Source organism: Bacillus sp. es.034 (assembly GCF_002563655.1).
GTDB lineage: Bacteria > Bacillota > Bacilli > Bacillales > Bacillaceae_B > Rossellomorea.
Map to the genome: position 1 here is coordinate 161,250 of NZ_PDIY01000001.1, position 20,426 is coordinate 181,675.

Sequence of the window (20,426 nt, forward strand, 5' to 3'; positions counted from 1 at the left end):
GATTCGAAAGGGGCAGGTTCCTCATAAGCAAAAAAAGCAATCCCCTGTTTCAGAGATTGCCTTCAGACTTAAATATAGTGTTCTGTCTCTTTCAAATATTTCTCAACCGCGTCCTTCAACGGGCGTACAGCTGCCTCCCAGAAGTCCGTCCCTAATTCTTCCTGTAGGAACTCGATGCTCAGCTCGTCCATGGAATGGTTTCCGGATCGTGTAAGGAGCTGGTCGTACCGTTCAGGGAATGTTTCCTTGTCCTGCTGATAGAGTGAATAGACTCCGTTGCTGAATAGATAGCCGATCGTGTACGGCAGATTGTAAAAGGCTTTCTCCGTGCTGAAGAAGTGGGGGATGGTCATCCAGTTATGGGCAAACACTTCATCCACGGAGTCATGGAACCAGTCCCTTTCTGTTTCTTCCATCAGTTGAACAATGTCTCCTGCTGAAAGCTTTCCGTTCAGTCGTTTGTTGTAAAAGGCAGCTTCGAACTCGAACTTGGCCGGGATGAATGTGGTGTATTTCAGTCCGTTGGTGATTTTCATTTCTAATAAAGATAGACGGTCTTCCTCTGTTTCCGCCATATCAATCGCTGCATCAAGAACGAGATTTTCCGCGAACGTCGACGCAGTTTCAGCTAGTCCCGTACCCACCTTGTGTGAGAAACCGGGCTGTTCATGAAGCAGGGAATTGTGATAAGCATGTCCCAGTTCATGGGCAATGGTGACGACATCGTTGTAGTTACCCGTAAAAGAAAGCATCACTCGGCTTTCCTTCGCATTCGGGAATGAGGCACAGAAGGCACCATGCTGTTTGGAATCTCCTGGTTCAGCATCAATCCATCCTTCTTCGAATGCCGTTTGGGCAAATTGACCGAGCTTCTCACTGAATTGACGGAACTGTCCGATCACGATATCTGCCGCTTCCTCATACGTCAAGGTCGTCTTGGATGTGAAGGTCGGGGCATAGATGTCATACCAGCTCAACTTTTCCACTTGAATCAGTTTGGCTTTTCGTTCAAAAAAACGGTGAAGTAAAGATTTGTGTTGATGGAGCGTCTCCATCATAGTGTTCACGGATCTTTCACTGATCCGGTTTTGTTCGAACATTTCCTTCAGAGGATTCGTCCATCCTCTCAGCCGGTACAGCTCATTCCGGAAACCGGCAAAATGATTGAAGATCGACGCAAACCGGTCTTCGTTCTCACGGCAAACCTTGGAGATGGCTTCACCCATTTCCATCCTCGTCTCCCGGTCATGTGAGAGCATCCCTCGAATATAAGCCATATCAAAGGAAATGTATTCCGTCTTCCCATTGTCCGTTACCGGCACTTTCAATCGGGCGTATTCTTGATCATAATGATCTTCCCAACCGGCAAATCCATCAACGGAAAGGGCATGAATCAGCTTCTCCATCTCGGGATCAAGCTGGTCCTTCACCTTTCGTCTCTGTTCCTTCAAGAACCGCTCACTGCCTGCCACTTCACCCCGTCCAATGAAAGCATTCCAGTCCTTCTCCGGCATATGGACAAGACACTGACTATACGCAAGGAGAAAGGTGTCCATTCTTGCCTGCAGCTGAGTGCTCCGGGCGCTTAGATCCTGCGCTTCCACATCCAGGACATCCACCGATAGCAGGCAGATGATATATTCATCCATTTGAAACACATCCGTATAAAGATCCTGCACACGTTTCGTGATGTCAACCGCTTCCTCGGGATTCATCCCATGCTTCAATACGGATTGCGTTTCCTCGATATGTAGAAGAATCTCCTGAATTTGATCTTTCACCGGTCCGCTTCCCGGTCGTACACTTCCCAGATTCCATTGCTTGTCACGTACTTGATTCACATGAATCCCCTCCTATTACTCTATCTAATATGGTATAGAAAAATGGAAAATTTTACATCGGACTGTGGACTGAGTTTGTCTCATTCATAGGCCGTGATTTTTTTAAAGTCGCTTCCTGCTATAATTTCGGCTTCATGCATGCTGGTCCATCTCCCAATCGAGATTTCAGGATGATTCTTCCTGTAGCTTTGGACGATTTCATATCCGATTTTGTAGTTGGCCCATTGGGGAATGCCTTTTGAAGAGTTACCTTTTCTTAACTTCTCATAGTACTTCATATCATCGGAGTATCTAAGTTCAGTAATCTCAGCTATTACCCTTTCCTTTTCCTCCGGTGTCATCGGTTTTTGCCAGGGAGCCTGGATCTTTGGATAGATGGTATGGGCAAAGGCATCTGCCTTCCCTTCCAACACAACCCCACCGAGGATGGTCCTTATCATTCCTCGATTACTTTCTTCTGCGATGAGATGGTTGTATTCATGAGCGACGGTGTACTTCAATATGTCTTCTTGCACGGATGGTGAAAGTTGCAGCACAATGACATCCTCTGACAGGGCAAACCCCGATACACCCCCCATTTGCTCCACTATAAACGTATCCTCTGGGTTCGCTGGAAAAATAATATACTTCTTATCCTTTCCATGGAGTTCTTTTGCGGATTTAAGCAGAGCTTCTTTAATAATCCCGCTCGTCGTATCCTTCTCCTTTTCCAATTCTTTTACGGATTCCCCAAGCTTGTCCACCTCTGAGGACGGATCAAAAGTATATCGCAAGCTGATTTCCTCCATATTGGACTTCTTTTTAAATGGCTCAAACACCTTTTCAATGAACACTGTCTCATTACTTTTTCCTGACTTTCCACGTACGGTGTCTACGTACTCCTGCACTTCATCATACATATAAATAATTTCGAAATTCTGTTCCTCATGGGAGAAGGTGATAGGCGTTTCCTGTTCCTTCTTATCCACTGGCTCTTTATTGGAGCATCCCATAAACATGAAGCATAATGCCAGTATGAGCAACACTTTCCCAACAGTCTTCATGTGTTCCATCCCCTCCATTCATTTCCATTTGTTACTACCTATACGTTTCTCAATTGGAAATAGTTTCAAATAAATACGAACAAAAAAAGAACCACCCGATTTCTAACCAGGAAGTTCTCATGATCCTCATCCACCTGAATACACACTTGCACACGTCCCTGCTGCCGGTTCATAGTAACAGTGATTCTTGAATTGTCCCGCAAACGGCTGGTCATACCACGTCGGGGGACACGGGGCATAAGGATTGAAATACCAAAGGGCATATTTTGCCGGATGCATAGCCCAATAATCCAGATTTTTTTTGGCTAATCGTTTCTCAACGGATCTAGCCCTGTTATAAAAAAGATTCCCTTTCTGGACCGCTTCAAAGGAGTAATTCCCACCCTGCACCTGGAAGATGACCTGGCGGATGCTCCTAACCTTTTTAAAGTCCAAGCATTCCGCCTTCGCACGATTCACAATGACATTGCCCACGTACAGCATCCCTTGTTTCCCTTCGCCTTCCGCTTCCGCTCTCATCATCCTCGCCATCAAGGCCACATCGGCATCGGTGTATTTGACTCTTGGCATTTTACTCACCTCAGAATAGTTTATGAGGAATACCGAGTTTCATGTCAGGAATTATTCGAGAAGGTGCAGTCGGATAGGCTTTCAACACCATCTTTCTTAAAATCGTTCAAGCTCCTTTAAAAAGATACCGATCCGCTCTTGAATCTGCTCCTTCGTCCCGTACCGGATCACTTGCTCACGGCTCAAAGATTCCTGCTTCAGAAGCTGATCATGTTCATGGGTCATGGTGACGAGCTTCAAGTACACTTCCACGTTCAAGTCATTCCATTTCTGTTTCGAACCGTTCACATACCCCTCCACAAAACCTTCTGCACTGGCCTTCAATTGTGGAATCAAGAGGTGGTATTGGTTCTTGCCATGTCGCTTTGTGTTGTACAGAGCATGAAACAATGTCCGGTAGTTGAAAACGTAATTGGCAGAGAGGGAAGTTCCTGTATAGAGAATCGGAAACGGGTCGATCATCCGGACGCCGCTACGAGTAAAAATCATATTCTCAGGCGATGTATCCTGATTCGTCAGGACGAGCTTTTCCCTTTCGACGGACCGGGCGGCAATCAGCTTATCCCCTGTGCTTCTCACTTTTTCCTTATTAAAAGAATAAGAGCTTTCAAGAAGGGACTCCCATTCTTCCCGGTATTCTTCCGTTTCTTCCCGGATGAACGCACTCAGGTCACCCTCGTACTGCCCTTTGATCTCTCCTCGTTCCCCGACAGTTATGTATCCGATGCCTGGAATGGATGAATCCAGCTCTTCTAGGGCCAGGAAGAACTCACCTAGTTCCCTTCCATACCGTTTCGATTGATCCGGCGTCTGTCCGGCAAGACCGATTGATTTTCCTACATATGTTTCAATCGTATAGGTTAACTCTTCAGAAACATGGAAGTCGTAATGCGAAGGACACATCCCCCTTCCCGTCCTGTTGGCATGCTCATAAAAGGCCTTGGTCCCGGCATAATCCGCTTTGAGCTCATCCCTGTTGAAGACGACCTCTTTCTCATAGGCGATTCTTTTCGGGATGCGGAGGACGAGCTGTTCTGCCTCGATCAAGTAGGCATAGTGCCAGGCACCTTCACCTAATCTCTTGATCTCGGAATCACTTGTGATTTGTTTTAATCCTTCGTTTTTAAGAGCTTTGTTGATGAGTTCTTGTTCTGTAAGTGTTGTGGTTGTTAGAAATGGCTTTAACATTTTTTCTCCTTTTTCACTTCATTATTTTTCTATGTTGGTGCTATGTTCATGATTTTTGAAATTGTCTTGTATACCGATTTCCTCTTTCAGCTTCCACGCTTCCTCTATTGCCCAGTAATGATGCTCATGTATCAAGAGCCTTTTCGCATCTTTACGATCCATCCACACTGGAGCATGCTCATCTTCCATTGGTTCCAGCATCTTTTCATTCAGCTCAACCAGAAAAAAGTGGCCTTCACCAAGGAGGGGATCTCCCATTCTTGAAAAAAAGTAGCACATGGCATTTCCGATATGAGAACCAATCGATATACAGTAACCTGTTTCCTCCATCATTTCTCTTTCCAGGCACTCTACATCACTTTCATTCTCTTCCATGCCGCCACCAGGCAGAAAGTAGTGCCCCGTCTCGTTCCGAACCGTCAGGATTTTGTTTTTTTTATGATGAAAGATGACGGCATAGACACCTGTTCTCATTTGATATTCTACTCCAGGAACTTTTTCACCGAATACTTTTTTCACTTATCCGCCCTCTTTGTTAAAACAAATTGTAATCCTACACCAATTATTCCAAATTCACACAATATTCTCAACCTAAAAAGAGGAATGACCCTGATGTAGGCTCATTCCTCTTTTTCCTTAAAACTCTCTCCGTTCAATCTGATACTGGTCAAGCAGTTGCATATGTTGCTCACGGACATTCCCTTTGTAGTAACTTGAGTTGTTTGTGCTGTTTTTCCATTTGACTTCCTTGTTGTTCTCATCAAGCGGTATCCAACCGAATTGGGAGTGTATTCCCGGATAGAAGTTATTTCCGAAGAGTGGGTCAGGAACATCACTACCATCTGATAAAGTCAATGCATTTACCCATTCTCCGGGAATCTTCATTGCCCCGTAGGATTTGCCTGCCAAAGTGGCTTCCGTCTTCATCAAGATACCGGGGACATAATGCTGTTGTTCTCCGCTACTCGAGTAGCCCCTTTCCCTCGTGAAATAATACTGCAATGTTTGAATGTCACTGCCGGGGTTGATGTTCCAGACGATATGGAAGCTTGACGGATCATTCCCATCGAGCATCCATACCTTTGGCTCCCCGTCGGTCCGGATGCTTATTACCTTCCAGCCTGTCAGATGTCTCTCCCAATAGCTAACACCATATTGCTCTTTATCTGAAAGGAAAGGTGCCACCCCGTGACCATCATCAAGCTTTAGGAAATCCTGTATTTCAACGGCTTGTGCATTCTGAAGGGAAGAATTAATCTGTGACAGTATTTCTTCATTTTTTGGACGTGAATCTGTTTTCTCTACGTACAGCCAATAGAAGGCAAATAACCCTACGAAAAGGATTACCCAAGCCAGGATGCTTCTCTTCTTCATGGTTTTGCCTCCTTCAGCACCGTTTCAGGGAAGTGGTAATAATACTGAGTCTTCCATGTTGAGATGAGGATCCCTTTCCCGTCCTGTTCCACATAGATATCCGGCTCGAGGCCGCTTCCCCATTTCGGCGTGGTGCCGACCAGTTGAAACGGAAAGCGTTCGTTATTCGAGTAACGGCCGCCTGCTTCATCAAACCATTGCCAACTTTCAAATTCTACCTGCTCCCCATCAGAAAGCTGCTTCTTCAGTTCCTCCTCATCCAAGGTCCGTCCCTCACCAGATGGATGGATAACATTGATGGAAGCTTCTTTGGTTCCTGAAATGTAGGTGGATAGATGGTTTTCTGGATAGAGAAGTGATTGGACAGGGATGGTGAGCAGGGTTCCTGCCAGGAAGATGAAGTTGGCCAGGAATCCGATCCAGGCAAACCGGCGATAGGTGTCCCAGCGATCTTCTTTTCGATTAAGAACTGCGTATAGGATCCATACACCAAGTGGCAGGATTGGAATTTTTACAAAGGTGTGAAACCATTCCATGTTGATGGTAAAGGAAAACAAGCCGACCAATATGGCCAGTATGACTTTCCACACCTTTGGCTTTGCAGAAAGCTTTTTATACACTCTAAGTGCAAGATATCCGATGACTCCCCATTCCATGATGGACATCACAGTCGACACGATGCTAAATGAATAATCGATATTAATGATGAATATCACCCCTTTTTCTATATGCCCCCTATTTTACCATCTATAACCATATACTGGTCCGCCCGATTTTACATAAAAAAAATGACCATCCAACGATGATCATTCCTTCCTCTTATTTATACGTTTTTAACGGCTTCTTCTATTCCAGTGCTTCCCGAAATAAGATCGAATCCTTTATTAAACGTGCTTGCTTCCGTTAACGACGCCACGATGGTTCTCGCCACATCTTCACGGGGGATGGATCCTCTTTCAAGATTCTCAGCCGCCGATACTTTAGCGGTGCCTTCTTCGTTCAGTAATCCACCCGGACGGATGATCGTATAGGTAAGTCCACTTTCCTCAAGTGCCCGGTCTGCGAAGTGCTTCGCTACATAATATGGCTTCAGGGAGTCATTCCAGTTCTCACGATGATGAGCCTGCAGTGCACTTACGATGATGAAGCGTTCGATTCCAGCCTCTTTTGCGGCCTCCATCGTTTTCACCGCTCCGTCAAGATCGATGAGGAGGGTCTTGTCTGAACCGGTGCTGCCACCTGATCCTGCAGAGAATACGACGGCATCGGCTCCCTTCAATCCATTCGAGATTTGATCAACCGTACCTTCCAAATCAACCAGTGCAGCTTCCACACCGTCCTGCTCGAAAGACTGTACCTGCTCTTCTTTCCTCACGATGGCTCTCGGCGTATGTCCGTCTTCCTTCAAAAATCCGACCACTTGCTTCCCGATCTGTCCATTTGCTCCAACAACTGCTACGTTCATAACCTCATCTCCTTATTCCGATAATTTTGGTATGAATTTATCATCACATGTTTGGCGGGGGGATGACAAATCATCTGTTTGGTGTGTGCTCATATAATGTATCCGAAATGGGGAGGTTCAAAACAAAGATGAGCACATGCAGTCGTAAATGGAGAACGATTTTGAAAAGGAGAAGGATATTGGTAGTGTCATAGACTTCTGAGAAGTGGAGTATAGTCATAAGTGGCGTCGGCGGACAGGAATTGCGTCGTTTTTTCATTTATTGCGTCATTTTTCAATTAATTGCGTCGTTTTCACGATAATTGCGTCATTATTTTATTTTATGCGTCTTTTACCAAAATTACCCAAAAGACCATCGAGGTCCGTCCCTCAATGGTCTCCATCATTAAATAATCTTATACAATTCTTTCACACTCGTCACTATGTAGTCAGCGTGGGGATTCTCTACCCGCTCATCTGCAAAGTAGCAGGAAGTGATCCCGGCATTTTTCCCCGATTCGAGATCCAGATCCCGGTCGCCGATCATGATCGCTTCTGATGGATCGATATCATGTGTGCGGATTAGATGCTGAATGGCGTTTGGACTCGGCTTTCTCTCAAATCCGTGCTCGGAGGTGATGAAATCAGAGAAATAACCCGTCATCCCGTAGCTCTCCAGCATCGTGATGGATGACTCACCTCTGTGGGTGTACAGGTAATTCCTGCGACCCGATTCATGAATATACTTACATATTTTAGCGATTCCTTCAAAGGGCCTGGACAAATCGAACTCAATTTCTTTTCTGTGGGTATTGTAGGCTGTGATAAACTCGTCCCCGATCCCATACATCTCACCATAATGATTAAATGTGTGAGTCATTGATACCTTCATTTGTTTTATGATGTTCTCTAACGGTTCCTCGATTCCCCGGCTGTCCAACGTGTTTTTGAAGGCTCCCGCCATCACGGGATATGTATCAAATAGAGTGCCATCAAAGTCCCAAATGATATGCTTGTACATGTCCAATCCCCTCTCTTATGTAAACTACTTTCATCGTACCACAATGAAAAATGAACAGATACAAAACAGGAAAATTATGCTAAACTATTTTCAATGATTGCCCTAGGAGGACTATATGCCACGTTCACCGCACACTCTTTTCCTTATAAGCTCTGCCGCCCTGTTTTTCGCAGGCATCATCCTTCTTTCGTATCGCGCATACGCATGGGGACTGCTGCCGATGCTCGGGTTTCTCATCCTCTATTTATCTGGTAAAAACAACAGGTCCGTCGCTTCCTTATTCCTATTCTTCCTTATCGGCTTCCTGCTCTTCCAATGGGCAACAGGGTGGATTAACAGATGGAATATCTCAAAAGAAACCAACATCCTTTTGAACAGAAGTTTTCTTATATTCATCCTTTTTGCCTTAGCCGTCTCACAATGGATAGCCAAGGAAAAGATCCGATTCTACATGAGATTTCCGGATTGGAGCAAGCGTATTTCCATGCCTTCACACACTATTCCATTACCACTTTTTTTAATGATTGGGCTCGCGGGATCAAGCACCATCTTCATTCCCCTCATCTGGTCAGAGGGATTCAGTGAATCATTATTCCTTTTCGCAATAGGATTCACCATCTTGAACGCTACGCTGGAAGAACTCATCTGGAGAGGCGTCATGCTGTCGTCATTGATCCGGAATACCTCTGTCATTTACGCCGTCACGGTGACGAGTATCGGATTCGGACTCCTGCATCTCTCCATCGGCATCCCGCTCCTCCTCAGTCTTCTATTCTCTTTCGGAGGACTTTTTTACAGCATCGTAGTCTTGAAGACAGATAGCATCTATCCTTCGATTGCCTTTCATATGGTGATAAATATGGGGATGGTGTTGAATGAGTGGATAAACTAGATTAAAAACGTGATAAACGAAAGGATTTTAAACATGAGATATGTAAAACCGTTCATCTGTTTGTTCCTCACCATTGCCCTGACAGGTTGCATCGCTGAAGACTATGACTTCACTCCCCCCACTGTCACGCTGATGGAAACAGACAGCGTCGACTCCGTTGAATTAACCGAAACCAATATTGATTGGGAGGGTGAAAACGGTAAACCATTAGAGAAAGAAACGAAAGAAGTAGTAGACTTCGCACGGGAACAGAAGGAACTCACCTTTCCATCAGGGCAGCAGGTAGACGTCCTTTTAGACAGCGAAGACTTTGCAGTGGAGGAATTACGTGCATTCTTATGGCTTGGCAACGAAAAGCTGCAGCTGGATATGGATGAGAACCGTTCCTTCACATTCCCTAGAGGAAAAGGTTCTTACGTGTTGGAAGTCGACCTTCAAACGGATAGAGGCAGTGCGCAGTATGTTGGGAATATTGTGATTCAATAAACAGGGAGGACAAAATGAACAACCGATGGAACGAAATCATTTATAAACTCTGGTCCCCTATGTATGACAGGATCTTTAATACAGGAAAATTCCTTGAAGCCCGTCAAAAGCTTTTTCATCACCCACCATTCCATCCACACCAACGAATCCTGTTCGTCGGCGTTGGTACAGGGGCTGACCTGGAGCTCTTGGATCATACTGAATTCCAGATTACAGCTATCGACTATTCCGGTGACATGCTTCAAAAGGCAAAAGAAAAATTCAAGGATAACAAGATCGAATTCATTCAAATGGACGCCCAACAGATGAGTTTCACAGATAACAGCTTTGATGCAGTAGTAGGCAGTCTCATCTTATCCGTCGTTCCTGATCCGGACCGATGCATGAAGGAAATAATCCGGGTATTAAAGCCTCAAGGAACCATGATCATTTTTGACAAGTTTTCACCCTCTAAAATGTCTCTAAGCAAACGAATGGTCCGACCCTTTGTAAAAATGATGGGTACAGACATCGGAGTGAACTTTGAGAATTTATATGAACAGAACCATGAAGCAATCATTCTTAAAGAAGATGAGCCTCTTCTTTTCAAAGGAATGTACAGAAAGATCATACTTACCAAAACTGGGAGGTGAATAGCATGGAACTTTTTATTATTTTCATAAGCGTCATCCTCCTCATCGTGTTTCTATTTATCTTCTATATCATAGTGGAACGGGCCGTTCGGGAAGGCATTAATAACTCTGTAATCGGAAGGTACCTTGAAGAAAAGCATGGAATCAAAGAACCACAGGGGGATGAAGATTTGTACGACGATACTTTCAAGGGGGAATGATGGGGGTTTGGGATGACAGTGGAAGAAACGCTTATCTTAGTCTGGTGTGCGATCTTGTTGATCAATAATGTCGAGCTGATTTTCAGATATCGCTCGAACAAAGATAAATATATAGAACTCCAGGATTCCGGTGCCTTCTTCCCTATCAGTCAGTTAAGATTGACCCTTGGAATCCTGATTGGCACTTTTATTTTCAAAGGACTCATTTATATCATAGCCGCATTTGTCCTCCACAACCTCTATGCCAAAATCTTCGGGTTTCTACTATTGGTATTGAGGCTGATCGTCGGAATTCAAGATGAGTCGACGTTTCGGAAGAGCAAGTGGGATTTGGTGATTTTGCTTCTTGAGACAGGATTTGTGGTGTACTTTATGTTGGGTTACTTCTTTTTTGAGTGGTGAAGAGATTTTTTGTTTATTTAAATCTATATTTCAAATAGTTTAGCAGCTCTCAAATAGTGTGCCCAGTACCCTACATGTCCCCCATAAAAGTCGGATACCTTAGAAACATCCGCAGCCTCCCCGTATAGGGATTGAATCTCTTTCTGTAGCATTTTTTCACCTATCGGCAATCTTTCCATTCTTCCAATCCCCCTTAACATGTTGAACGAAGCAGACCAATCACCAATTCCATTTATCTCCTTTAGCCATTGATTGACTGTTTCGTAATCCTCTTCCATTAAGAAAGAATTCGAGACCTCTGCAAATTGCTTGGCTGCTGACATAATATAATTTACTTTGCGTTCAGAACGGACAACCTTCAATAGCTCTTTCTCTGGAGCATTTAATATCTGCTGGGGTTTAGGAAAGGCAGTGTAGTTGGAATCATTCCTTTGAATAGATTTCCCAAATGCACTGGCGAATTCATTCTTTATACAACGTGCAAAATGGACAGGAGTCCTTTGAGAAAGGATCGCCCAGCATGTATTTTCAAAAGGGGTTAAAAACTTAACGTGGTGATATCCATACAATTTCTGGGCTATTGGATAAAAAGTCGGATCAGTTTTGGATAGGTGGTAAAACGGGATCAGGTCGTCATATAAACTAAGATAAAATGATATCCGTTCTATTGCCTCTGCTTCCCTTTCATCCGTCATGCTGGCATCTGAATATAATCTGTAATGTAATTGAGGTGTTTCTATATCTCCCTCAGACAATAATTCGAACAGAATAACCTGCTCTTGAATCATGATTGCCTTAGTAAAAGTATGATGTGCTTGTTCTTCTTTCGATGGTGGGAATTTTCTTAAAAAAGTAAGGGTCTTATCGAAATCGTAAGGAGCTTTTGGAATTAACGTCCCTTCCTTTTCAACAACCACAGTTAGATTCCTCTACAATTAGTGGCTCTTGTGGAAAGTTCATTTTTTCCCATGCTGCAATCCCGCCTGTCAACTCCTGAACATCGTTGTATCCCTTTTTCAACAGTGTTGATGCTACTTTCGCGGCGGTATTACACCACACATCCCAGCAATAAACCACAACCTTTTTATCCTTAGGAATCTCATGGAGACGAACATCAATATCTGACTGTGGAAGTACAAGCGCACCTTGAATCTTATTCTTCCTGGCCTCCACCGGACCGTTTCTAACATCAATTAAAATAACACTTTCCGGCTCCTTCTTCTTTAAATGTATGTAATCCATCGGACTTAATGTAGCTTCGATTCGCGCCTCAAAGTACTCTAGTTTATTCATGCACTTACTCCCTCACTATTTTAGAATTTTACTCTTCATTGTAATCTGAAATCCCTTCCCTCACCTTACTTAACAGCTGAAGGAAAACGCTTCTCTCTTCCGTAGATAACCTATTAACAAGCTTTGCTGTTTTTCTATAATGATTGGGTAACATCTTTTCTAAAACATCGATCCCATGATTTGTTAAGAGGACCACTTGCTTTCGTCGATCATCTGGATGAATCGAACGTCTAACCAATCCGTCCTTTGACAGTCCATCGATTAACCCCGTGATAGTTGCTTTTGTTACACTTGCACTTTGGGCTAGCTCCGATGGGGTAATTGAATTTTCCGGGTGACGGTATAGGAGCATCAATAAAGTGAATTTCCCTTCTGAAAGACCTTCTTTTAAATAATATTTTCCATATGCGCTGTTAACTTCCTTTGCAGTCCGTAAAAACTCCAGAGTCATCAGTACCCCCTCTACATCCACTTCAGGAAATTTCTCTGAATAGGTCATTAACGTTTGGGATGAGGGAAGATTTTTAAGAATAAAATCATTTAACAACATGTTCACCTCCTTTAGTATGTCACCTTATTGTAAGGCACCTAACTAATATTGTAAACCTATTTATGGAAAAAATGTATTTTCGGTTCCAAAATGCTTTATTATATTTTTCATAAATAACTTCTACATTGAAACTCTTGATCTCTTTGACCTCCCTTTCATCTCGACATATTCATCGAGGTGAATATAATGAAAAGATACCGCTTTCTGATACTACTAGTAACAACCCTACTTCTAGGCTGTAAAGACCAGGACCTGGCTTATAACAACATGTCCGACAATAAAATACTTCATGGGAAGGTTCTTGAAAAACGCAGCAAGGGAATGACTCTCGAATTAACTGGGGAACTAAAGGATAGATACGCTGAAACGATTCGGGTATCTGTACCGGATGAAAATATGATAAAGCTTATTGAGGAAGGGCAGGGCCTATCAGTGTGGTATGACTTCGTGCGAGAGTCTGACCCGCCTCAGACCAAGGCATTGAAAGTAGAAATCATTAAGAAGTAGATGGAAACCATCACCACTACTTTGTGAAAATATGATATTCTTAATTAACAATAAATGGAATGATGGGAGTATTCACGATGAAATACCTTAAATCCTTTTTAGCCTTTGAATGGATTACGCTTATTGGCGCTTCAATCGTTCTTTATACACGCTGGGACTTTCCACTTTATATTTGTATCGGCATAGTCGTTCTTGGCGTTATCCTTACGCTTTATTTCACGAAAAAGTATGAGCCTATAGAGATGAAAGCTGAAGATTTGTAGGGTGTATGCGATCATACATCGTCCCCACAAAAAAAGCATCATCGAAACACACTCCGATGATACTCGTATTTCCCTACAACTTCCCATCAACCTCAGACGTATCCACATCATCACCGAACCAGTCACTCAACTTCGCCTTGGCCTTCGCTTTCACTTCATCATCGATATACATCGATACCTGCAATAATGCGAGACCCAGGGCCCCAAGGTCATCTGTGAACCCTATCCCCACTGCCATGTCCGGAATGAAATCCGTTGGAAGGATGAAATATCCGAGTGCCCCGATTATGACCATCTTCGACTTCTTTGGAACATCCGGCTTTTGCAGGACAAAATAAAGGAGCAGCGCCGTATACACGACGGAATGTCCGGCCTTTACACCATATCTTTTTAACTTATCCCAAAATTTTTCTTCAGAAAAATGTTTCTCCGTGTTGTCCATTTCCGTTCCACCTCCGTATTGAGATGCCTGACGATCTCTTGTTCTTTTCATTGTAGAAGGTTTGGGGAAAATAGACAAATGTTTGCAAAGCTGATTTTACGTTATACTTCAATTACGCAAAACAAAATAAAGGAGTGATCACATGGTAAATGCCATCATCTTATTCACCCTTGCCGGAATCGCCGAAATTGGCGGGGGTTATCTTATCTGGTTATGGCTTCGGGAAGGAAAACCCGCTTATTGGGGAGTCGCCGGTGGGATAGCCCTGGCCCTTTATGGCGTCATCGCCACCTTCCAGTCCTTCCCGTCATTCGGCCGTGTCTACGCTGCTTATGGCGGGGTGTTCATTGTCCTGTCCGTCCTGTGGGGATGGGGAATCGATAAGAAGACGCCTGATCTGTATGATTGGGTCGGTGCCGGGATATGTATCGTTGGGGTTGGTGTGATGCTGCTTGGGCCGAGGCAGTAGACGAACGAGAACACTTGTTCTAAAATGGATGTAAATGGGATTTTAGGAGCTGGTAGTGTTGAGACCCACCTTAAACAAGGACACCCCAATTGAAATGTTTAAAAAGTACTATTGGTTGAAAGAAGAGCTGCAATCATTCTGCCGCGCTAACGGAATCAGCACTTCCGGATCAAAGGTAGAGCTATCGGATCGGATTTGCGCTTTCCTGGAAACAGGTGAAATCAAAAAGCCCGTCAGAGAATCAAAAGGGATTCGAAAAACAAACCATAATGACGTGTTAAGTCTTGATACCGTCATTACTGACCATCATCGCTGCAGTCAAAACGTCAGAACCTTCTTTAAGTCTGTCATTCCTTCTTTTCATTTCTCTACTTATATTCAAAATTATTTTAAAAATAACGTAGGAAAGACGTATCGTGATGCAATAGAAGCTTGGTATGAAGAAGACAAAAGGAAGAAAGACCCGGCATATGAGAAGAAAATCGCACCTCAATTCGAATACAATCAATTCACACGTGACTTCTTTGCCGATCCCGCCCATAAAGGGAAAAAGAGAGAAGATGCCATTGAAGCCTGGAATGAAATCAAGAAACTTCCGGGGAGTAATAAGTATGTAGGTGGTTCTTGATGTGAAGAAGGTCCGTCCCTAATGTTTTATCCCTGACAGTAAAAAGCCCACGGTCCACTACAGGTGATATCCGTGGGCTTTCCATAATTATCTTAAAGCTGCGTCAACGTATTTGTCACCGTCATGATTGTAATGATGAACGCATTGATGAATCCTGCAAGATAAGGATTTCCTGTCACCTTATAAATCTTACGGGAAACAACGGCCGCCACCATCAGGATAACGATGATTGGGAACAACCAGATTCCGATGATGTGGGACAAGTCATTGTAATATACTTCCCCTTTTACAAAGAAGGCAATATACTGGATGGCCACCAGAATGATGATGGCGAGTGAATTGAACAGTGTTAATACTGCCGCATTCATCCATTCTTTCTGTCCTAGTTTAATAAAGTTAAAGCTATTGATGGCAATGGAATTCGCTACATAGAATACAAGGAAGAAAGGTAGATATTTCAACGCGATCAATAGTTTATCAGGGGTGAATGCTTTTACAGTCAGCACCCATAATCGGAAGTCCGTTATAAAGAAATAATCCGCTATGAACACGAGGCTGTAAGATAAGGCCGTGACACAAAGGGCAAGCCAAATCGTTTTCACCAGTGTCCGGAAGCTGATGACCACCCCTGTCGCCCTTATATCCATTCCGTTCTTCTTGGAATAGAAGAAGTAGCATGCCCCCACAACCATTAACGTAAAGAGACCAGTGACCAAACACCACATCCCGATATAAAAAGGCGGGTACTGCGGAAAGAACGGTGTAATATGTTCCACGGTCCAGGTGGATAACTTCAAATAACTGAAATAAGATACGAGCGCACCCGCAATGAGGCCACCCCAGAACCAAAGCTTCCCTCGTCCATCAAGGAACGTCATAGGCTCCGCTTCCTTTACAGCTCGTAGTGAAGCAAATGTTTCAGTGAAAAGAAGCCACTTGGTAATGCTCACGATGAAAATCACAAACCCGACCAAGCCTACAGCATTAAAGAACACTTTGTATTGCCAAACCTGGTTGTCAGCTGCAATTGGATGAGGTGCCCCAAGAGAATCTTCGAAAAACTCCAGAGTACTCGTCACGACATCCTTAGAAATATGGTTCCACGGATGGATCTGCGCAGGATTATAAATGACCCTCGCTGCTTCTTGACCGTCTACCTCCTGTTTATAGATCTCGTAGCTCTTCCGCTTCTCCCCTCCGGATGGATCGATCCCGAAATTCAGGAATGATTGGGCAGCCTCCGTGTTAATAAAGTCTCTTGGAACGGTAGCAGTCCCGTCCTCTTTTAAACTTCTGAAGAAAAATTCATCGTACTGTGCGGCCACGATTCCGACATCCCTCGCACCATACACGTTAACATATTCCTTATCCTTCGGCTGCATCGACCAATACAATGGCTCTGCCGGATCACTCGTATACATGGCATCATTGGCAATTAACAGCACAGACGAAATCAACGGCGCATCTTTCTTATTATCTTCATTGATGACTGATTAAACACAAGGCCAAAGCAATGACAACCCAACGGAACGACTTCCTTTTGCTCATCTCAACCCTACAGTATAAGGATATTGGGGTTGTCAGGAAAAAAGACCTGGGGCAGGTGCCTCGTTTGTACAAACGTCAGGTGGGAAGGTGCAAGAAGGTCCGTCCCTCATTTTGAGGGACAGACCTTCAACATTTCCTACAACCTCTGTAGAAGTCCCGAGAACAAACTCAAAATCAAAAGTATACTAATCGCTGTCAACCCGGCTATGAAACCGCCAAGTGTTCTCGCTTTCAATGTTTGATCTTCCGTCATTCGATTCACCAAATCGGTTCACTACCCAAAATCGTATGAAAGAGAAAGACCAATAACGAATCCACAGGCAAGTCCGAGTAAGAATGGGAACCACCAAGCTCAACTGGATTTTAGCTTCTCCACCATTAGCTTCTTAAAGGTCACTTGTCCCCCTTCCGAAAACAAAGAAATCCCCCTATCGTGAGTTCGCGGAAAGACCAAACTTGATTGGACTATCCGACCACCATCCATAAACACCTCGACACTCGTCTTATCCACTAAAATGGTGACATGAACCTGTTTATCAGCGGAATCGAATGGTGCCTTACTTTCCAAAAATGTCCCTTTTCTATCGGGTTGATCAGTAAAGCTTCTGTTCAAGTAAGAGTAGTCGCCTTCAAGTGAGATTCCCACATCGATATGTCGGGATTTTTCTTCGGATTCACGTAATCTGAATCCGACTTGATCAGCATCCTCCCAAGATACATCCGCCTCAATTCGATAAGTTTCCCCTTCAATATCCAGCTTCTTTGTTTCATTTTCCACAGTAACATCCTCAAACATCTCCGTAGATTCCACCAACCCATCAAGCGCTTCAATAGGCTTGGAGGCAAGATAGTACCCACTCTCAGAATCACCATCCAACCTAATCTCCCTCACAATCGAATCCGTGCCATTAAACCCATCATGCTCCATCGTCGGAGTATCATCCGCATAAGACCACTTATTCATCCAGGCAAACGCATAACGCTTCTCTTCTTTATCCTCAGCTTTACCGTCTTCAAACGTCACTCCACCGTACCAGTCAAATCCATAGTCCAACCACTGTGGATCGGACTGATTGGCTTCAAACCCGCTGCCATTGTACTCCCCTGTCCAATAAGCATACGTATTAGGTTCCCCGATTGCTTCTCCATTAGCGCTCACTCCAAGCACCCACTTCACCGTGCCATCGGTGGCCCTTATTTTGAATAGATCCGGGCATTCCAACACGCCTAAATCCGATGTCTGGAAGTCCCCTGTAAACACCCAGTCCTTCAGATTCTCAGATTCATAGAAACCGACCTTCGACCCTTCCGCCATGAGCATGACCCACTTGTCATGTTCGTCATCCCAGACGACCTTCGGATCACGAAAATCCTCTACTCCCGGGTTATTCAGGACAGGATCTTCACTGTAATTCTTGAAGGTTTTACCTTCGTCTGTACTCACCCACATGTATTGCTCCTGCTCGCCGGTTTCACCGGTTGGCTGGGTCACGATCGCAATGAAGGCATCTTTTCCGAAACCTGCGGTGTTCTCCCGGTCGATGACGACGGAGCCGGACCAGGGGTCACCGTTTCTGTTGGTGTATTTCGGGATCGACACTCCCTGGTCTTCCCAGTGAAGCAAGTCTTCGGATACGGCGTGGCGCCATTCGGTTCCATTGCCTTCGGGGTAGTCTTTGTTATAGAGATAATAGTAATGGTATTTCCCTTTATAGTAGACCGGCTTTTGCGGGTCATTTTTCCATTTGTCCGGGGTCGTGAAGTGATAGGAGGAGCGATAGGAAACATCCTCATCTACAAGCTGCTCCTTGTCTTTTTCGTGTGCCTTTGTCCACCATGCAGCCGCTCCAGCCATTAGGACGATCAGCACCATCAACATGACGATTCCCTTCTTCCTTTTTTCTAGTTCCATTTTTCCACCACCTACTAAAAAAAGAAAATGCCATGTCTGACATTTCCTTTTTTGAAGTTTGCTATTATTGCCCGTCGTACGTGATTTGACCTTGCTTCAGGATGCCGTTTTCTACAACAGAAGATTTCTTGTTGTTGATATCAAGCAGGAATGATGGAGCGAATGTTGATTTGTGGTCTTGGAAGTATCCACGGTTGGTCATGTAGCTGGTTACGACGAATTTGTCCGATTCTTTTTGAGGGATGACATAGTGTGCATACGTCCAAGTGACGTCGTTTGGATCAAGGTCCTGATGAAGGACAATTCCGGTTTTGTTCATTGGCTTAAATGGTCCTGTTAGTGAGTCGGCTACATATCCGAGCATGTAGATGTCTTCATCGTCAGTTCCTTCAATGGTCATTTTTGATCCCCGTGTGCTTGTGAACAGGTAGAACTTGCCGTCTTTTTTGAAGATGTTCGGGCGTTCAATTTCGTCTGTTACCGTGTTGGAAACCAGCAGCGGCTTCATTTCTTTCTTGATGGTATAGTCATCGTTGATTTCGATAATTCCCATGGCGCCGTTGGCAAGCTCTGCCAGGTCTTTCTTAGGGCTTTCCTGAAGGGCTTGGAATTCCTTCTTGAAAAAGTTCATTCCGTTTCCGTAGTATGCGCGGTTATAAAGAGAATCTTCCCCAGAATAGCCATACTCTGTTCCGGTGTTTGCTTCGAATACCAAGTATTTTTTTCCGCCGTCTTCGATGTAGTGCGGGTCACGGAGCGTATGGTTGTTCATGAAGTTTCGGTCTTCAAATGCTTTCCCGACAGTTTCATACGTATCTCCATCGCCGCCGCTGTAGATGGATTTGTGATCCTTAACTCCGTCGATATTCAATTTGTTTGACGTTTGTTCAGAGATATTCACTTGAGCCGTCGTCAATGATTGACGTCCAAACAGGCCCTTGCTTTCATTGAAATCTCCACGGTTCGTGTAGAATAAACGGATCTCACCGTCTTCTGTAAAGAGGGCGGATCCAGACCATTCCTCTACCTGACCTTTTAACGTTTCGTCATTCGCTTTGTATTTGTCTTCATCGTCGAAGACACGGCCAGCGTTTTTCCAGGCATCGATGGAATCGTCGCCGACTTTTTTATAGAACATGTAGATAAAGGTATCGTTGGCATTTTCCGGATCACCGGCGAGTCCGAAGACGATGTGGTAGCCGTTGTACTCAGCGACTGTGCCGTCAGGATTTTGAAGCGGCCATGTATCCCATACATCCATTTTGATTTCTTTTCCGTTTTCATCAATCTTGGTTGCTGATTCTACATTTTTGATGGATGATTCGTCAAAGGAAGGAACCTTGAATTGGGCGTCTTGCTGCTGTCCGACCATGTTTTTCATGTCCTGGCGGGTGATCTGGGACGTTCCGTACGTTTCTTTGTATCCTTTTTCCGGAGCTTCGTTGGCAGATGCCGATGTGATGATGCCTCCGAACAGAATGGATGCACTTAACGAAACAACGGTTGCTTTAGTGACAAATTGATGATAGTTCATTATGTATTCCTCCTATAAGATGGTATTCCGTATGGCGATTCAAGTTCGCCTTACATTTATCAGTATAGGAGGTGGTGGCCAGAACTGGATATGGCATGTTTTGATATCATTTTCGTCTTAAATTGATAAAGGGGAAGATGGGCTCATACGGGGAATAAAAGTCATGTAAAAAACGACCGCCCATCTG

At 44.2% G+C, this 20,426-nt stretch carries 25 protein-coding genes; 9 read left to right on the plus strand and 16 right to left on the minus strand.

All coding sequences use genetic code 11. The features are described 5' to 3' along the window. Positions 1 to 68: 68 nt before the first annotated feature. The 9 genes from ATG71_RS00920 to ATG71_RS00960 all read right to left on the minus strand — a co-directional run bounded on the left by ATG71_RS00920 (position 69) and on the right by ATG71_RS00960 (position 8,481). The gene (locus ATG71_RS00920; protein ID WP_098437770.1) at positions 69 to 1,841 is read right to left on the minus strand and encodes a M3 family oligoendopeptidase; all 1,773 of its coding nucleotides are present in this window, start codon (positions 1,839 to 1,841) and stop codon (positions 69 to 71) included. A gap of 80 nt (positions 1,842 to 1,921) precedes the next feature. Beyond that, positions 1,922 to 2,884 (minus strand): DUF2268 domain-containing putative Zn-dependent protease, encoded by a 963-nt coding sequence (locus ATG71_RS00925; protein WP_179886420.1) that lies wholly within the window; start codon positions 2,882 to 2,884, stop codon positions 1,922 to 1,924. Between the two features lie 126 nt (positions 2,885 to 3,010). Continuing rightward, positions 3,011 to 3,454 carry a cell wall hydrolase gene (locus ATG71_RS00930; protein WP_098437774.1) on the minus strand — a complete coding sequence of 148 codons (444 nt, stop codon included), beginning with the start codon at positions 3,452 to 3,454 and terminating at the stop codon, positions 3,011 to 3,013. 96 nt (positions 3,455 to 3,550) lie between these two features. After that, positions 3,551 to 4,642 carry a hypothetical protein gene (locus ATG71_RS00935; RefSeq protein ID WP_098437775.1) on the minus strand — a complete coding sequence of 364 codons (1,092 nt, stop codon included), beginning with the start codon at positions 4,640 to 4,642 and terminating at the stop codon, positions 3,551 to 3,553. A 21-nt stretch (positions 4,643 to 4,663) separates the two neighbouring features. Further along, the gene (locus tag ATG71_RS00940) at positions 4,664 to 5,161 is read right to left on the minus strand and encodes an NUDIX hydrolase (protein WP_098437778.1); all 498 of its coding nucleotides are present in this window, start codon (positions 5,159 to 5,161) and stop codon (positions 4,664 to 4,666) included. A 117-nt stretch (positions 5,162 to 5,278) separates the two neighbouring features. After that, a complete protein-coding gene (locus ATG71_RS00945; RefSeq protein WP_098437780.1) occupies positions 5,279 to 6,016 on the minus strand; it encodes a hypothetical protein in 738 nt (245 codons plus the stop codon). Further along, complete coding sequence (locus ATG71_RS00950) at positions 6,013 to 6,732, minus strand: hypothetical protein (protein ID WP_098437783.1); 720 nt, start codon at positions 6,730 to 6,732, stop codon at positions 6,013 to 6,015. Before ATG71_RS00950 ends, ATG71_RS00945 begins: the two co-directional genes overlap by 4 nt. 107 nt (positions 6,733 to 6,839) lie before the next feature. Beyond that, entirely contained in the window at positions 6,840 to 7,481 is a 642-nt protein-coding gene (locus tag ATG71_RS00955) for an SDR family oxidoreductase (protein WP_098437786.1), read from the minus strand. Positions 7,482 to 7,866: 385 nt separating this feature from the next. After that, on the minus strand, positions 7,867 to 8,481 hold the full coding sequence (locus ATG71_RS00960; protein WP_098437788.1) for an HAD-IA family hydrolase: 615 nt from the start codon (positions 8,479 to 8,481) through the stop codon (positions 7,867 to 7,869). Between the two features lie 115 nt (positions 8,482 to 8,596). Between ATG71_RS00960 and ATG71_RS00965 the strand changes: the two genes are divergently transcribed. Genes ATG71_RS00965 through ATG71_RS00985 form a run of 5 tightly spaced genes read left to right on the plus strand, consistent with a single transcriptional unit; the run spans position 8,597 to position 11,093 of the window. Continuing rightward, positions 8,597 to 9,373 carry a CPBP family intramembrane glutamic endopeptidase gene (locus ATG71_RS00965; RefSeq protein WP_098437791.1) on the plus strand — a complete coding sequence of 259 codons (777 nt, stop codon included), beginning with the start codon at positions 8,597 to 8,599 and terminating at the stop codon, positions 9,371 to 9,373. A gap of 33 nt (positions 9,374 to 9,406) precedes the next feature. Further along, positions 9,407 to 9,859: a hypothetical protein gene (locus tag ATG71_RS00970; RefSeq protein ID WP_098437793.1), complete on the plus strand. Its 453-nt coding sequence runs from the start codon at positions 9,407 to 9,409 to the stop codon at positions 9,857 to 9,859. Between the two features lie 14 nt (positions 9,860 to 9,873). After that, entirely contained in the window at positions 9,874 to 10,491 is a 618-nt protein-coding gene (locus tag ATG71_RS00975) for a class I SAM-dependent methyltransferase (protein ID WP_098437796.1), read from the plus strand. Positions 10,492 to 10,496: 5 nt separating this feature from the next. Continuing rightward, a complete protein-coding gene (locus ATG71_RS00980) occupies positions 10,497 to 10,691 on the plus strand; it encodes a hypothetical protein (RefSeq protein ID WP_098437799.1) in 195 nt (64 codons plus the stop codon). A gap of 12 nt (positions 10,692 to 10,703) precedes the next feature. Further along, on the plus strand, positions 10,704 to 11,093 hold the full coding sequence (locus ATG71_RS00985) for a hypothetical protein (protein ID WP_098437802.1): 390 nt from the start codon (positions 10,704 to 10,706) through the stop codon (positions 11,091 to 11,093). 23 nt (positions 11,094 to 11,116) lie between these two features. Here ATG71_RS00985 and ATG71_RS00990 read toward each other — a convergent pair whose 3' ends face one another. From ATG71_RS00990 to ATG71_RS01000, 3 genes are read right to left on the minus strand one after another with little or no spacing between them, the layout of a single operon-like run. Continuing rightward, positions 11,117 to 12,010 carry a DNA-3-methyladenine glycosylase family protein gene (locus ATG71_RS00990; RefSeq protein WP_098437805.1) on the minus strand — a complete coding sequence of 298 codons (894 nt, stop codon included), beginning with the start codon at positions 12,008 to 12,010 and terminating at the stop codon, positions 11,117 to 11,119. Further along, the gene (locus ATG71_RS00995; protein ID WP_098437808.1) at positions 12,000 to 12,386 is read right to left on the minus strand and encodes a rhodanese-like domain-containing protein; all 387 of its coding nucleotides are present in this window, start codon (positions 12,384 to 12,386) and stop codon (positions 12,000 to 12,002) included. Before ATG71_RS00995 ends, ATG71_RS00990 begins: the two co-directional genes overlap by 11 nt. Before the next feature lie 28 nt (positions 12,387 to 12,414). Next, positions 12,415 to 12,936, minus strand: coding sequence for a MarR family winged helix-turn-helix transcriptional regulator (locus ATG71_RS01000; RefSeq protein WP_098437810.1), 522 nt, complete (start codon positions 12,934 to 12,936; stop codon positions 12,415 to 12,417). Between the two features lie 186 nt (positions 12,937 to 13,122). On the opposite strand from ATG71_RS01000, the gene ATG71_RS01005 reads away from it, so the two are divergent. Continuing rightward, positions 13,123 to 13,443, plus strand: coding sequence for a DUF3221 domain-containing protein (locus ATG71_RS01005; RefSeq protein WP_098437813.1), 321 nt, complete (start codon positions 13,123 to 13,125; stop codon positions 13,441 to 13,443). Between the two features lie 77 nt (positions 13,444 to 13,520). Further along, entirely contained in the window at positions 13,521 to 13,706 is a 186-nt protein-coding gene (locus ATG71_RS01010; RefSeq protein ID WP_098437816.1) for a hypothetical protein, read from the plus strand. A gap of 73 nt (positions 13,707 to 13,779) precedes the next feature. On the opposite strand, the gene ATG71_RS01015 is transcribed toward ATG71_RS01010, so the two are convergent. Next, positions 13,780 to 14,148, minus strand: coding sequence for a YkvA family protein (locus ATG71_RS01015; protein WP_098437819.1), 369 nt, complete (start codon positions 14,146 to 14,148; stop codon positions 13,780 to 13,782). A 142-nt stretch (positions 14,149 to 14,290) separates the two neighbouring features. Between ATG71_RS01015 and ATG71_RS01020 the strand changes: the two genes are divergently transcribed. Beyond that, positions 14,291 to 14,617: a YnfA family protein gene (locus tag ATG71_RS01020; RefSeq protein ID WP_098437822.1), complete on the plus strand. Its 327-nt coding sequence runs from the start codon at positions 14,291 to 14,293 to the stop codon at positions 14,615 to 14,617. Between the two features lie 58 nt (positions 14,618 to 14,675). After that, positions 14,676 to 15,245 carry a DUF6434 domain-containing protein gene (locus tag ATG71_RS01025; RefSeq protein ID WP_098437825.1) on the plus strand — a complete coding sequence of 190 codons (570 nt, stop codon included), beginning with the start codon at positions 14,676 to 14,678 and terminating at the stop codon, positions 15,243 to 15,245. A 92-nt stretch (positions 15,246 to 15,337) separates the two neighbouring features. On the opposite strand, the gene ATG71_RS01030 is transcribed toward ATG71_RS01025, so the two are convergent. From ATG71_RS01030 to ATG71_RS01040, 3 genes are all read right to left on the minus strand, one after another. Further along, positions 15,338 to 16,702 (minus strand): hypothetical protein, encoded by a 1,365-nt coding sequence (locus ATG71_RS01030; protein ID WP_098437827.1) that lies wholly within the window; start codon positions 16,700 to 16,702, stop codon positions 15,338 to 15,340. 443 nt (positions 16,703 to 17,145) lie between these two features. Then, complete coding sequence (locus ATG71_RS01035) at positions 17,146 to 18,705, minus strand: glycoside hydrolase family 32 protein (RefSeq protein WP_286162876.1); 1,560 nt, start codon at positions 18,703 to 18,705, stop codon at positions 17,146 to 17,148. A 64-nt stretch (positions 18,706 to 18,769) separates the two neighbouring features. Then, entirely contained in the window at positions 18,770 to 20,239 is a 1,470-nt protein-coding gene (locus ATG71_RS01040) for a glycoside hydrolase family 68 protein (protein WP_098437830.1), read from the minus strand. Positions 20,240 to 20,426: the final 187 nt, after the last annotated feature.

Coding starts and splice junctions, on each gene's coding strand:
- ATG71_RS00955 (WP_098437786.1), bottom strand. CDS start 7,481: ATGAACGTAGCAGTTGTTGGAGCAAATGGACAGATCGGGAAGCAAGTG.
- ATG71_RS01000 (WP_098437810.1), bottom strand. CDS start 12,936: ATGTTGTTAAATGATTTTATTCTTAAAAATCTTCCCTCATCCCAAACG.
- ATG71_RS01010 (WP_098437816.1), top strand. CDS start 13,521: ATGAAATACCTTAAATCCTTTTTAGCCTTTGAATGGATTACGCTTATT.
- ATG71_RS00960 (WP_098437788.1), bottom strand. CDS start 8,481: ATGTACAAGCATATCATTTGGGACTTTGATGGCACTCTATTTGATACA.
- ATG71_RS01015 (WP_098437819.1), bottom strand. CDS start 14,148: ATGGACAACACGGAGAAACATTTTTCTGAAGAAAAATTTTGGGATAAG.
- ATG71_RS00930 (WP_098437774.1), bottom strand. CDS start 3,454: ATGCCAAGAGTCAAATACACCGATGCCGATGTGGCCTTGATGGCGAGG.
- ATG71_RS00980 (WP_098437799.1), top strand. CDS start 10,497: ATGGAACTTTTTATTATTTTCATAAGCGTCATCCTCCTCATCGTGTTT.
- ATG71_RS00985 (WP_098437802.1), top strand. CDS start 10,704: ATGACAGTGGAAGAAACGCTTATCTTAGTCTGGTGTGCGATCTTGTTG.
- ATG71_RS01020 (WP_098437822.1), top strand. CDS start 14,291: ATGGTAAATGCCATCATCTTATTCACCCTTGCCGGAATCGCCGAAATT.
- ATG71_RS00945 (WP_098437780.1), bottom strand. CDS start 6,016: ATGAAGAAGAGAAGCATCCTGGCTTGGGTAATCCTTTTCGTAGGGTTA.
- ATG71_RS01040 (WP_098437830.1), bottom strand. CDS start 20,239: ATGAACTATCATCAATTTGTCACTAAAGCAACCGTTGTTTCGTTAAGT.
- ATG71_RS00965 (WP_098437791.1), top strand. CDS start 8,597: ATGCCACGTTCACCGCACACTCTTTTCCTTATAAGCTCTGCCGCCCTG.
- ATG71_RS00925 (WP_179886420.1), bottom strand. CDS start 2,884: ATGAAGACTGTTGGGAAAGTGTTGCTCATACTGGCATTATGCTTCATG.
- ATG71_RS01035 (WP_286162876.1), bottom strand. CDS start 18,705: ATGGAACTAGAAAAAAGGAAGAAGGGAATCGTCATGTTGATGGTGCTG.
- ATG71_RS00935 (WP_098437775.1), bottom strand. CDS start 4,642: ATGTTAAAGCCATTTCTAACAACCACAACACTTACAGAACAAGAACTC.
- ATG71_RS00975 (WP_098437796.1), top strand. CDS start 9,874: ATGAACAACCGATGGAACGAAATCATTTATAAACTCTGGTCCCCTATG.
- ATG71_RS00995 (WP_098437808.1), bottom strand. CDS start 12,386: ATGAATAAACTAGAGTACTTTGAGGCGCGAATCGAAGCTACATTAAGT.
- ATG71_RS00970 (WP_098437793.1), top strand. CDS start 9,407: ATGAGATATGTAAAACCGTTCATCTGTTTGTTCCTCACCATTGCCCTG.
- ATG71_RS01005 (WP_098437813.1), top strand. CDS start 13,123: ATGAAAAGATACCGCTTTCTGATACTACTAGTAACAACCCTACTTCTA.